13 protein-coding genes are annotated in these 13485 nt (G+C 43.0%); all 13 read left to right on the top strand.

The features are described 5' to 3' along the window. Positions 1 to 31 precede the first annotated feature (31 nt). The 13 genes from fliS (at position 32) to CSV67_RS07905 (ending at position 13341) form a co-directional block, all read left to right on the top strand. Positions 32 to 433 carry a flagellar export chaperone FliS gene (gene fliS, locus CSV67_RS07965; protein ID WP_099631068.1) on the top strand — a complete coding sequence of 134 codons (402 nt, stop codon included), beginning with the start codon at positions 32 to 34 and terminating at the stop codon, positions 431 to 433. Continuing rightward, the gene (gene fliT, locus CSV67_RS07960; RefSeq protein WP_099631067.1) at positions 430 to 783 is read left to right on the top strand and encodes a flagellar protein FliT; all 354 of its coding nucleotides are present in this window, start codon (positions 430 to 432) and stop codon (positions 781 to 783) included. Before fliS ends, fliT begins: the two co-directional genes overlap by 4 nt. A 67-nt stretch (positions 784 to 850) precedes the next feature. Then, entirely contained in the window at positions 851 to 1222 is a 372-nt protein-coding gene (locus tag CSV67_RS07955) for a PilZ domain-containing protein (protein WP_158232901.1), read from the top strand. 116 nt (positions 1223 to 1338) lie between these two features. Further along, positions 1339 to 1893, top strand: coding sequence for a ribosome hibernation-promoting factor, HPF/YfiA family (gene hpf, locus CSV67_RS07950; RefSeq protein ID WP_099631065.1), 555 nt, complete (start codon positions 1339 to 1341; stop codon positions 1891 to 1893). Positions 1894 to 2818: 925 nt separating this feature from the next. After that, positions 2819 to 5317, top strand: coding sequence for a preprotein translocase subunit SecA (gene secA, locus CSV67_RS07945; protein WP_099631064.1), 2499 nt, complete (start codon positions 2819 to 2821; stop codon positions 5315 to 5317). A 33-nt stretch (positions 5318 to 5350) separates the two neighbouring features. Beyond that, positions 5351 to 6452 (top strand): peptide chain release factor 2 gene (gene prfB / locus CSV67_RS07940; RefSeq protein ID WP_099631183.1). Its coding sequence is split into 2 segments (ribosomal slippage): positions 5351 to 5422 and positions 5424 to 6452, totalling 1101 coding nucleotides; the frame shifts between segments, so codons are not numbered across the junction. Positions 6453 to 7067: 615 nt separating this feature from the next. Then, positions 7068 to 7412: a cytochrome c551 gene (gene cccB, locus CSV67_RS07935; RefSeq protein WP_099631063.1), complete on the top strand. Its 345-nt coding sequence runs from the start codon at positions 7068 to 7070 to the stop codon at positions 7410 to 7412. A 187-nt stretch (positions 7413 to 7599) separates the two neighbouring features. Continuing rightward, entirely contained in the window at positions 7600 to 8286 is a 687-nt protein-coding gene (gene ftsE, locus CSV67_RS07930; protein ID WP_099631062.1) for a cell division ATP-binding protein FtsE, read from the top strand. Continuing rightward, complete coding sequence (gene ftsX / locus CSV67_RS07925) at positions 8276 to 9160, top strand: permease-like cell division protein FtsX (RefSeq protein WP_099631061.1); 885 nt, start codon at positions 8276 to 8278, stop codon at positions 9158 to 9160. The genes ftsE and ftsX overlap by 11 nt, the downstream gene beginning before the upstream one ends. A 25-nt stretch (positions 9161 to 9185) precedes the next feature. Further along, on the top strand, positions 9186 to 10535 hold the full coding sequence (locus CSV67_RS07920; RefSeq protein WP_233189646.1) for a murein hydrolase activator EnvC family protein: 1350 nt from the start codon (positions 9186 to 9188) through the stop codon (positions 10533 to 10535). 73 nt (positions 10536 to 10608) lie between these two features. Continuing rightward, positions 10609 to 11262, top strand: a complete 654-nt coding sequence (locus CSV67_RS07915; protein ID WP_099631060.1) for a hypothetical protein — start codon at positions 10609 to 10611, stop codon at positions 11260 to 11262. Then, positions 11259 to 11843: a peroxiredoxin family protein gene (locus CSV67_RS07910; RefSeq protein ID WP_099631059.1), complete on the top strand. Its 585-nt coding sequence runs from the start codon at positions 11259 to 11261 to the stop codon at positions 11841 to 11843. The genes CSV67_RS07915 and CSV67_RS07910 overlap by 4 nt, the downstream gene beginning before the upstream one ends. 70 nt (positions 11844 to 11913) lie before the next feature. Beyond that, complete coding sequence (locus tag CSV67_RS07905) at positions 11914 to 13341, top strand: S41 family peptidase (RefSeq protein ID WP_099631058.1); 1428 nt, start codon at positions 11914 to 11916, stop codon at positions 13339 to 13341. Positions 13342 to 13485: the final 144 nt, after the last annotated feature.

Raw genomic sequence — 13485 nt, 5'->3', positions numbered from 1 at the left:
CAACTTAGCTAGAAAAAGGAGAATGACATACATGGCTACTAACAACCCTTATGCAGCATATCAAACGAATACAGTGACGACTTCAACGCCCGGTGAGCTAACTTTAATGCTTTATAACGGATGCCTTAAATTTATTCAGCAAGGGAAGATGGAACTGGCTAAAGGTAATTTGGAGCAAAAAAATATTGCAATTCAAAAAGCACAAGCGATTGTGACGGAATTGATGCTGACATTGGATACATCCTATGACGTATCCAAAAACATGCTGGTCCTGTACGAATTCGTGAACAGCCGCTTGATTGATGGCAATATCCAAAATGATCCGGCGATGTTTGAAGAAGCAGCAGGAATCATTACGGAATTCCGCGATACGTGGAAACAAGTAATCCAGATTAATCGTACGAAACAATACTCCAACGTGAGCGAGATATGATCCGACCTGCCATGACGATGTGGCGTGACCGCTCTCTTCGATTGATTGCGCTTGTACAGGTAGTAGATGAAGAAAAACGTGATGAAGTCATCGAGCAAATTAATCAGATACTGAATGAACGTGATCTGTTGCAGTCACAAATAGCCCAGCCTTTCACAGCAGAAGAAGATGCATTTGGTGAGGAATTAATTCGTTTGGAGAAAGATGTACAAACGAGTCTGGAACGCTTCACACATACGATTCGCACAGACATTTCACAATCCCAAGCAAAAAAAGAAAACATGAATAGCTATGTAAATCCATATGGTAAGATGTCCCCAGACGGTGCCTATTTCGATTCGAAGCACTGATAACCGGAAGAGAGGAATCTCTTTCGGTTTTTTTACATATACGTATTCAAAAGAAAGGACTAATCCTATGCGTTATAATCGCCACGACTACTTTCGGTACACATTCAATCCATACATACCGGCCACATTCCGCATTCAACTAAATAATGAAGAGAGAAGCATGTCTAATGAAGGAAATTGTGAAATTTTGGATATTAGCACAGGCGGAGTGAAGTTCGTGACGCATCTGGATCTGCCTGTTCGTTTAGAAATTCTTGCACTGCAATTAGAGTTTACAATCTATCAGCATCATTTTGAAATTTTAGGTAATGTGGCTTGGAAGAAGGAAACAGAATATGGCTTTGAGTATGGATTCGAGTTTGATGAAGAGCAAAAAATGGATGCGCTGATCACCGAAGAATTAAAACATCATGCCCGTAAAGTGAAAGAAACAGAATAAATTAACATGAATCAGAAGTTTCTTTACAATTCTGCATACTTCTTAAGTTTTAGAAAGGATTTTAAGGGTACTATGAAGAAGTAAGGTAGTGAGGGTTTAAAAAAGGAGGAGTTCATATGTTAGACTTCAATATTCGCGGTGAAAACGTCGAGGTAACTCCGGCGATCAGAGAGTACGTTGAAAAGAAAGTTGAGAAACTGGAGCGTTACTTTACAGAAGGTGTAAACGCTACAGCTAATGTTAACTTGAAAGTGTATAGTGATAAACAAACAAAAGTGGAAATTACAATTCCAATGAAGAATTTGACACTTCGCGCAGAGGAGCGTCACAATGATATGTACGCAGCTGTGGATTTAATCGTCGACAAGCTAGAGCGTCAAATTCGCAAATATAAAACACGTGTTAATCGTAAGTCACGTGAGCGTGAGGGTGTAGCGGCTTTCTTCCAGTCGGTTGATGGCAATAATACTCAAGAGATCGAAGACGACGCGGAGTTCGACGTAGTACGTACGAAGCAGTTCGATTTGAAGCCGATGGATCAAGAAGAAGCGATCCTTCAAATGAACATGTTAGGCCACAGTTTCTTCATCTTTACAGATGCAGATTCCGACGGCACGCATATTGTCTACAAGCGTAAAGACGGCAAGTATGGCTTAATCGAAACAAACTAATACGAATCGAGACAAGTCCAGCTTATGCTGGGCTTGTTTTTTTGGTTTATGACTTGTGAGTGACGGGGTGTGTATGAGGGGATTGAAGCTCCAGCTGGCGGAAGCTTTCCCATGGGCCTGCGGTGAGCCAACCAGTTCGCGTTGCTCTCTTTTGGTTGTCTCACCTAATCGGGCTGATCCATCGGGAGTCACCGCCAGCTTCCGCTTCAATCCTAAGTAGATAGTGGAGATACTTGAATCCCTCATTAGAGATAGTGTGTTACTTATTGTGGTCATTAGAATTATTTGGGATCAAAAGCGAGTGCTGTGGAGTGGTGAGTTAATTGGTGTATGGGAAGGGATTTCCACTCCAGTTGGAGGACGCTTTCCCATGGGCGTGGCCTTGAGCCGCTTCCTACGCTTCGCTTCGTCCAGGGTCTCAAGGCGCACGCTGATCCATCGGGAGTCGCCCCCAGCTTCCGTTGCACTCCTAACTATATAGAGGGAAGACGTATATCATTTACTATCGATAGTATGTGAATAAGTAAAAAACCCTGAACCTGGTTTAGTTCAAAAGTGTGTTAAGAGCTAATATAGAAACGATTACAAGCCTATCTTCAATGCACAACAATGAGTGTCACCCACTAACATTGCAAGGGATTGGCGCGTAGGAGGGGCGACTCCCAGAGGATCAGCTCGACAGGTGAGACAACCAAAAGGGAGCTTGCGACCTGGTTGGCTCACCGCGAGCCCTCAGGAACTGAAGTGACCCCCACACCCGTTCAGCCTAACCCAATCAAACTTAGGAAAAAAGATACAGCGCACCATTTGCACCTAGCTTTTTACAATGTTAAAATGGAGTGTGGCTTAAATATACTTAGACAACGAACTTACAACTGGCAGGTGCGTCCTGCTAATTGATGAAGCTATGAGGATGTGACGATAAATGCTTGGCGTATTGAATAAAATGTTCGACCCAAACAAACGTGACTTAAAACGACTTGAGAAAATTGCCGATCAAGTAGAATTATTGGCTGAGGATATGGAAAAACTGTCAGACGAACAACTGACAGCGAAAACAGATGAATTTAAAGAGCGCTATCAGCAAGGCGAAACCATTGAAGATTTGCAACCTGAAGCGTTTGCTGTCGTTCGTGAGGCTTCTCGCCGCGTGCTCGGGTTATATCCGTTCCGCGTGCAAATCATGGGTGCTGCAGCGCTGAACGAAGGGAATATCGCAGAGATGAAGACCGGTGAGGGGAAGACGTTGACTTCTACACTCGCCGTTTATTTAAATGCGCTGACTTCCAAAGGCGTCCACGTAGTAACCGTTAACGAATACTTGGCTAGCCGTGACGCGGGAGAGATGGGGCAGTTGTATTCATTCCTCGGCATGAGCGTAGGCTTGAACTTGAACAGTCTCAGCAAAGAAGAAAAGCGGGAAGCGTATGAAGCCGACATCACATACAGCACGAACAACGAACTCGGTTTCGACTATTTGCGTGATAACATGGTGCTTTATAATGAACATAAAGTACAGCGCCCGCTTCATTTCGCCGTAATTGATGAAGTAGACTCCATTTTAGTCGATGAAGCACGTACACCGCTGATCATTTCAGGTCAAGCAGCAAAAGCGCAAGAATTATATCGCTTAGCCAATCGCTTTGTGATCACGCTGAAAAAAGAAGAAGATTATTCATTTGACGAGTCGACTAAAGGTGTGGTTTTGACGGAACAAGGGATTGAAGCGGCTGAGAAAGCATTTAGTATCGATAACTTATTCGATCTGCAACACGTGACGCTAAACCACGCAATCAATCAGTCATTAAAAGCGCATGTTAGTATGCATAATGACGTAGACTATGTGGTGGAAGAAGGCGAAGTGGTCATCGTTGACTCCTTCACAGGCCGTTTGATGAAAGGCCGTCGTTATAGCGATGGTTTGCACCAAGCGATTGAAGCGAAGGAAGGACTTGAAGTTCAGAACGAGTCGATGACACTGGCGACCATTACGTTCCAGAACTATTTCCGTATGTATGAAAAACTGTCTGGAATGACGGGTACAGCGAAGACAGAGGAAGAAGAGTTCCGCAACATCTACAATATGAACGTGATTGCGATTCCGACCAATCAACCGATTGCTCGTGATGACCGTCCGGACTTGATCTTCGCCTCGATGGATGGAAAGTATAAAGCGGTAGCGGAAGATATTAGAGAACGACACGAAAAGGGTCAACCCGTGCTAGTCGGTACAGTAGCGATTGAAACGTCTGAAATCATTTCAGCATTCTTGAAAAAGTACGGCATTCCGCATAATGTCTTGAACGCGAAGAATCACGAACGTGAAGCTGAAATCATTCAAGACGCTGGTAAAAAAGGTGCTGTAACGATTGCAACCAATATGGCTGGTCGAGGTACGGATATTAAACTGGGTGATCACATCCAAGACGTTGGCGGTTTAGCAGTCATCGGTACGGAGCGACACGAGTCACGGCGAATTGATAATCAGCTACGTGGACGTTCAGGGCGTCAAGGTGACCCAGGGGTTACGCAATTCTATCTATCATTAGAAGATGAATTAATGCGTCGTTTCGGTTCTGAACAAATGAAATCGATGATGACCAAACTCGGTATGGACGATGAAACACCGATCCAGTCGAAAATGGTGTCTCGTTCAGTTGAATCTGCTCAGAAACGAGTAGAGGGTAATAACTTTGATTCACGTAAACGTTTATTACAATATGATGATGTACTTCGTCAGCAGCGTGAAGTGATATACAAAGAGCGTAATGAAGTACTTGGTTCAGAAAATATTCGCCCGGTTCTTGAGAATATGTTGAATTCGGTTATTGAACGTGTCGTGGCGATTCACACTGCAGACAATACTGTATATTCCAAAGGCTTGAAAGACTATTTGGAAGCGAACTTATTGGCTGAAGATACTGTGACAATAGAAGACTTAGAAGGTAAAACACCAGAAGAATTGCAAACATTTATTCACGAATTGGTGATTGCGCGCTATAATGAGAAAGAGCAGGAAATGTCTGAAGAGCGTATGCGTGAATTTGAGAAGGTGGTCTTGTTGCGTGCGATTGATACCAAGTGGATGGATCATATCGATGCGATGGATCAGCTTCGTAATGGAATTCATTTACGTGCATATGGACAGAGTGACCCGCTTCGTGAATACCAGGCAGAAGGATTTGCCATGTTTGAAGATATGCTAATGGCCATCGAAAACGATGCGACGAAGTATGTCATGAAGGCAGAAATTCGCAATAACTTGGAGCGCGAAGAAGTAGCAAAAGGTCAAGCGAACAACCCGAAAGAAGACGGCGCACCGGTTGCTAAAAAGCCTATCCGACGTACTGTCAATATCGGACGTAACGAACCTTGTCCGTGTGGTAGCGGCAAGAAGTACAAGAACTGCCACGGCAAAGCATAAAGAGAAACAACCACTCAGGAGGAAACCATTATGATAGAATTATCCGATGTTCGCAACGATCTCGACAAAACAGCTAAGAAATTAGCGGACTTTAGGGGGTCTCTTTGACTTAGAAAACAAAGAGGCTAGCATGCAGGAATTAGATGAAATGATGTTGGAGCCAGGATTCTGGGATGACCAGGACGCGGCTCAAAAGGTTATTTCACAATCGAATGCATTGAAAGACATTGTCGGTGAATATAACGAATTGAACGAAATACAAGAAAATTTGGAAATGACGCTTGAACTTCTACGGGAAGAAGCAGACGCAGAGTTACAAGAAGATCTGATAGCCGAATTAAAAGAGTTCAAAAAGAAGATGGAGCAATTCGATCTTCAAATGTTATTGAGCGATGAATTTGATAAAAATAGTGCAGTAGTTGAAATACACTCAGGCGCAGGCGGCACCGAGTCCCAAGACTGGGCGTCGATGTTGCTTCGCATGTACACGCGCTGGGCAGAGCACCATGGCTTTAAAGTCGAAACACTCGATTATCAAGCAGGTGACGAAGCGGGCGTGAAATCTGTCACACTTGGAATTAAAGGGCATAATGCATACGGCTACTTAAAAGCGGAAAAAGGTGTACACCGACTCGTTCGGATCTCCCCATTCGACTCTTCAGGCAGACGCCATACATCATTCTCTTCTATTGAAGTCATGCCAGAGTTTGACGGCGATATTGAATTGGATCTGAAGATGGAAGACATCAAAATTGACACGTACCGTTCAAGCGGTGCCGGCGGACAGCACGTTAACACGACGGACTCCGCTGTTCGTATGACTCACATTCCAACAGGTGCGATTGTTACGTGTCAGACGGAACGTTCGCAAATTAAGAACCGTGAGCGTGCGATGAATCTTTTGAAAGCGAAGATTTACCAGATTCGCGTGGAGGAAGAGGAAGCGCGTTTGGCGGATATCCGTGGCGAGCAGAAGGAAATCGGTTGGGGCAGTCAGATACGTTCGTATGTTTTCCATCCGTATTCTATGGTGAAGGATCACCGTACGAATGAAGAGACAGGTAACGTTAGTTCTGTGATGGACGGCGAGATCGACCAATTTATTAATGCGTATTTGCGTTCAAGAATTTCTTAATCATAAAAAGACAGCCGGGCAAGTCATTTCTTCATGACTTGTTGTGGCTGTCTTTTTGAAAAATGGGAGTAGTTTCATTATGAGTTTTGAGGTAGATAGACTGGAATGGTTGTTGGGGTGGGGGATTTTCGCTTCGGAGGGGACGCGCAAATCCCTACAATGTAAGTGGGTGACAATTAGTATAGTTTACCGTAAGTTGGCTTGGCTGTTAATTTTCACCGTTAAACTGAAAGCAGACCATAGTAAATGAAAAAACATCTTGTAATTGATTATGTATGTGAACTCTTGTCACATTTGTCTTTTGAATATTACAAAGACGTTACAATATTACAGACTGTGACAAAGAGTTATCTTTATTTATCTCCTATTCCATAGTGGACGCCGCATTTACTCGTAATTTTACCCACATGACAAAATGTTATGTTTAAGAATTGTCAATTTGGTCAATACTATATATGTACTTACTACCAAAGCGTCTTTTATGGGATGAAAGAGACGAAAAACATGATTATCCTCGATAATTTGTAACTTTATCCTCTCTATTCACCATAAATCGATCGAGATTTGGTATACTACTATATGTTAGAAAAATTTAAGTAAAAGGGAGGATATTACATGAAGAACAAACTATTGGCTACACTCTTCGGAGCAGCACTAGTTCTCGGTGCTTGTGGTGGAGGCAACGACAACGCTTCAGAACCAAATGATGACGCTACAAAAGACAACGGCGCAGCTACTTCCGAAGTAGATGCAGAAGCAGTTGTACAACAAAGCTGTGCGTCATGTCACGGAGGAAACTTAGAAGGTGGAGCAGGACCAGCACTTGATAAAATTGGTGCAACACTTTCTGAAGAAGAAATCCACGACGTGATTGTGAACGGTAAAGGCGCTATGCCTCCTGGTATTATTCAAGGCGAAGAAGCAGACGCAGTTGCTGCTTGGTTAGCTGAAAAGAAATAATGAATACTCAATCGTCTCCAAGATTTTCTTGGTGGCGATTTTTTTGTTCATTCATAAAGAACATTTTTTACCTATTTCGCTTGCTTGATTAATTGATACATAACTGTAATACATAGTAATATGAAGGCCATGCTATAATAAAAATGGCGAATATGAGAGAAAAACAAAATTCAGGTGGTTATGATGTATGATTGTAATGAAAAATGTATACAAAAAGTACCCGAATGGCGTTGTAGCGTCTAACGGAATTCATGTCGAAATCGAAAAAGGGGAATTTGTATATGTTGTTGGACCGAGTGGCGCAGGTAAATCCACGTTCATTAAAATGATGTATCGTGAAGAAGTCCCATCTAGTGGCTTGATTTACTTCAACAATACGGAACTAACAAAAATGCAAAGAAAAGATGTCCCTTATTTGAGAAGACAAATTGGCGTAGTATTTCAAGACTTTAAACTTCTGCCAAAACTGACTGTCTACGAAAATATCGCGTATGCGCTAGAGGTAATTGAAGAATCACCGAGTGTCATACGTCAAAAAGTGACAGAAGTGCTGAAATTAGTAGGACTCACCAAGAAAACTAGAATGTTTCCAAATGAACTGTCAGGTGGAGAACAGCAACGCGTGTCGATTGCACGATCGATTGTCAATCAACCGAAACTCGTTATTGCAGACGAACCGACAGGGAATTTAGATCCAGAGACTTCATGGGAGATCATGAAGATTTTTGAACGGATAAATGCACAAGGCACCACAATTATTATGGCTACACATAATAAAGATATTGTAGATAATCAACCACATCGCGTGATACAGATCGAAGGCGGACTCATCACACGAGATGAGAACGAAGGAGAATACTCCAATGAAATCTAGAACAGTACGACGTCATATTCGGGAAAGTTTCAAAAGTCTTAGTCGAAACGGCTGGATGACCTTTGCTTCAGTGAGCGCTGTGACCGTGACTTTATTATTGATTGGCGTATTCATCGTCATCATGATGAACTTGAATCAACTGGCTGATAACATCGAAAATGATGTGGAAATCAAAGTAGTCGCGGAACCAGGCGCTAGTAAAGATGAAGTCCAGGAACTATTGCAGGAAGTCAAAGAAACCTCAGGTGTTGCCGAAGTCCAGTATTCTTCACGGAAACAGGAATTGGAGAGCATGATTCAATCGTTCGGTGATGAGTTAGCGCTCTATAAACAGGACAATCCCCTCGGTGATGCATTATATGTTAAAGCGGATGATCCGAAAAACACCGCATCCATCGCAAATGAAATCGCAACGTACCCGCATACTTTTGACGTGGAGTACGGAGAAGGCAAGGTAGAAAAACTTTTCCATGTCTTAAAAATAGGACGAAACATCGGACTCGGCTTAATAGTAGCCTTGCTGTTTACCGCTATGTTCCTCATATCGAATACGATACGACTCACCATCGTGGCGAGACGTACAGAAATCGATATTATGAAACTGGTCGGTGCAACAGATAGTTTCGTACGGATTCCTTTCATGCTCGAAGGCGTGTGGCTTGGAATTCTCGGTGCGATTCTTCCGATGGCTCTTATGACGACATTTTATTCGAAGTTGTATAGTTTCTGGGAAGGTCGTTTGCAAAATCAATTATTCCATTTGCTAGATCCTAACCCATTCCTATTACAATTAAACTTTTTACTACTATTCGTCGCCGTCTTTATTGGCGTCTGGGGCAGTTTCATGTCCGTCAGGAAATTCTTGAAATCGTAAGTTTTACTAAGGAGAGAAATAGAATTTGATAAAAAGACATAGAATCATTTCAAGTGTCCTTGCGATTTGTCTGCTTACCACAACGGTTGGCAGCGCAGACGTCTTCGCGGACTCTTTGAAAGATTTGCAGAATGAAAAAAATGCAGCAGATATCAAGAAGAAAAATTTAGATTCTACTATTCAGAAAAAAGAAATTCAGATACAGGAGAAACAGGCGAAAGTCGATGTACTGGTCTCCCAAATTAAAAAACTAAATGACAAAATTGAAGAAACCAATCAAAATATGGATCGGATCATTGCAGAAATGAATCAGACCCAAATTGAAATTGAGGAACTTCAATCATCTATTAAAGAATTAGAGATTCGAATCAAACAACGAGACGAAGTTTTGCGTGAGCGCGTTCGCGTTATGCAAGTCAAGGGGAACCAAGTCAGTTATTTGGACGTGCTTCTTGGCGCTAACAGTTTCGCGGATTTCATTGACCGTTTCTCGGCAGTATCTACATTGATGGATGCAGATCGAAAAATCATTCAACAGCAAGAAGAAGATATAGCGTTGCTTGAGGAAGAAAAGAAACTTGTTGAGCAGAAATTAGCGGAACAAGAAGAGCGCAAGCAAAAAATTCAAGCATTGAAAGACGAATTGCATAACAAAAAGCTTGAAAAAAGAGAAGTTGTCAATCAGCTCGAAAAGAGTCAAGAAAAACTTTCGAGTGAAAAAGGCGCGTTAGAAGAAGAATATAGCGAAACGGTAGCATTCAGTTCTAAACTTGAGAAGAAGATTATCGCAGAGCAAAATCGTTTAGCGGAAATCGCTCGTAAGGAACAGGCGAGAAAGCATAAGTTGCAGCAAGAAAGATTGGCAGCAGAAGCAGCAGCCGCCGCGGCAAATAGCCGTTCAAGTGCATCTTCGAATTCCAGTTCCAGTTCCAGTTCCAATGCTGCTCCGCCTGTCTCAAGTGGATCCTGGACAAAACCGACAACGGGTAGTTTCAGTTCAGGATTTGGCTGGCGGACTCATCCGATATCGAAAGTGAGAAAACAGCACCGTGGAATGGATATTAGTGCACCTACAGGAACTCCGGTTGTAGCGGCAGGAGATGGTGTAGTATCGTATACGGGCAGTATGGAAGGGTTCGGTAACGTGATTATGATCACGCACTCTGTAAAGGGTCAGATCATGACGACGGTCTATGCTCACCTTTCCTCGATTGGTACAAGTTCAGGACAATCTGTCGATAAAGGTCAATTCATTGGAGCGGTCGGTTCGACAGGCTTCTCAACAGGTCCGCATTTGCATTTTGAAGTGCATATAGGAAACTTCTCCGCCACAGGACCAAGTGCAGTCAATCCTTTGCATTACGTTTCTTTTTAGTATAGCATAAATTGAAAACCTGCCTGAAAAGGTGGGTTTTCATACGTTCATAGAAAGATTAGGAGGATGGACAATGCCGGTTACGCAGTATTATCCAATCGGTTCTATTACGATGCCGTCTTCTTGGATTGCCTTCATTGCGGGTTTCCTAGTGACCTATCTTTTCATTCGATTATACTTTGGCAAAGTGCATGGCGAACGAATCGGAGATTTATTTTTCCATGTCGTAATCATTTGGAAATTGTCAGTGATTTTAACAGATTTCACTATGGTCATGAAAAATCCACTGTCTATTCTTTATTTCCACGGGGGAAAGTTTGGTTGGATACTCGGGCTAGTCGTAGCAGGTTTATTGATGCTTCGGCGAGTATATAAAGAGAAGTGGAAGCGTATCGATAAATGGTCGTTATTGCTTGCGTTAATTTGCTGGCAAGCTGTCTATCAAATCGCTATGACGTTTCTTAATGAAGGCAGTCTGGTTGTGAAAAGCGCAACGATTCTATTATTTGTCGCCGTCTTTATGCTGTCGTGGTGGTGTCAACAAAAGAAAATCAATACAGTGAGCGAACTTGCTGGTGTCTTGCTAGCGGCTCATTTTCTCGTATCCGCCATTCAAGGAAATCTGTTGAACACAGCATTCATCACGACCATTTTTATTGGTTTGTTAATGTGGGGGGTAGAGAAATCTTCCGCCCAACCGATTAGTGGAAAGGAAGAGGTAAAGTGAGTAAGAAAATGATCGGATATATTATTACCGCATTGCTCGTCGGTGCATTGATCTTTATCATGGTAGAAAATTCTACTGGCCAGAAAAAACCGGTGGAAACACCGATTACACAAGCAAGCCAGGCAGATGCATTGCAAGAAGAGGAAGGTTTGGAGCAATATTCACTTGCCCCGGACTTTACACTTGAAACACTTGCTGGCGAAACGGTGACGCTTTCCGAGTTAAAAGGGAAGAAAGTTATTTTGAACTTCTGGGCTACATGGTGTCCTCCATGTAAAGCAGAAATGCCGCATATGGAAAGTTATTATTCAAAACTTACGGATGAAGACCAAGTGGAACTCATCGCAGTCAACGTCACAGAATCTGAGCGACGTGGTATAGGTGAAGTGGAAAAGTTTGTGGCTTCCTATGAATTAAGCTTCCCGATTCCGCTAGACAAGACGGCGGAAGTCACACATACGTATGGTGTGTTCTCGATGCCGACAACGTATATGATTGATACAGAAGGGCGCATTGCACAAAAAGTCATTGGCCCATTAGATGAAAAAACATTGAATGAATTAGTCGATTCCATGGACTGAAAAAAGAGTCTGTTCTCGTGTCGTAACTCCTTGTCTTTCTTCATATAGTGAAGAGAGGAGGAGGTTATGAATGCGTAAGAGCAGGCTTTTTTTGGTGGGGGTGTTATTACTGATCGGCGCCATATGGCTAAATGGCTGCGGGAAGCAGGAAGCTGCAAAGAATGAGTCGATCAGTAAGTTACCTGTAGTAGATGAGGTATTTGAAAAGATTCAAGAGCGAGCCGTATACCCAGTCAAGAAGGACGAGCTGATTGAAGGGGCGTTGCGTGGGATGACCGATACAATCGGTGACCCGTATTCGACGTATTTGACCGAACAGGAAGCAGAGTCTCACCGGGAATCACTCGCAGGATCACGTGTAGGGATTGGTGCGGAAATGACACGGACGAATGGCAAGTATATTGTCGTAGCGCCAATTAAAGGAGGTCCTGCTGAAAAGGCGGGATTACAGCCTTATGATGAAATTGTGCGTGTCAACGGAGAACGTTTGGCCAATGAAACATTACGCGACGTAGTCAATATGATACGGGGCGAAAAAGGGACGGAAGTGAAGTTGACTATTTTCCGGCCTGAAGCGGATAAGCATATGGAATACACCATCACACGCGATCACATGCCTGTGATATCTGTGTCGCATGAGCTGATTAAAGAACGGGATGCTAAGCTCGGGTACATAGCGCTAAGCATGTTTGGTGAAGAGACAGCAAAAGAGTGGCAAAAGGCTACGTCTGACGTCCTCAAAAAAGGTGCCCAAGCTATCATCATTGATGTGCGCGGTAATCCGGGCGGCTATTTGACGGCTGTATCCGAAATTTCCAGTAGTCTATTGGAAGAAGATCGAACGTTCGTCGTGATGCAAGATGCAACAGGGAATTTAACGCCAGTGTCAACGGAGAAGGACGATAAGCTTTCATTTAATGAACGCTTGAAACACGTCCCGATTGTTATCGTACAGGATGTAGGTAGCGCATCTGCAAGTGAAGTGTTGAGTGCAGCGATCAAAGATTTGAAACGTGGTGAGATTATCGGCACGACAAGTTTTGGCAAAGGAACCGTACAAGAAACGATGGAATTATCTAACGGTGGAGAATTAAAACTATCGACGAGTAAATGGTTGACGCCTAAAGAAAAGTGGATTCATGGCAAAGGGGTCACAGCAGATATTGAAGTAAAACAGAATGCTTTATTTACAGAGCACTTGCAGATGGTAACAGATACTATGAAAGAAGGGCATTTCAATGACCAAGTTGCTTATGCGCAACGCATGCTCAAAGCATTTGATCATCGTCCAGGTAGAACGGATGGCTATTTCGATCGCGAAACGGCAGAAGCGGTACATGCATTCCGCGCGGAGTATGAAATCAAAGAAGGCTATGATATGGACAGAGAATTCTTCACGGCATTAAAAACGGCTGCAGAAGAATATCGGGCTGAGCCAAAGAACGACAAACAGTTGCGTATGGCGGTCGATTTCCTCGTCAATAAACTGGAAAAATAATAGCTGAGGCGGTTCGGCAAGGTCTTGAAAAAACAGGACACGTGCGAACAGCCTCTTTTTTCATGCAATTTAGCTTAAATTGGAACTTCCTTCAGAACTCTCTCGCTATTTTCCTTCTTTTTTTGTACAATGAAGAAAAGAGCT

This window comes from Sporosarcina sp. P2, from assembly GCF_002743255.1.
Taxonomy (GTDB): domain Bacteria; phylum Bacillota; class Bacilli; order Bacillales_A; family Planococcaceae; genus Sporosarcina.
This window is presented reverse-complemented; position numbering and strand designations above follow the sequence as displayed.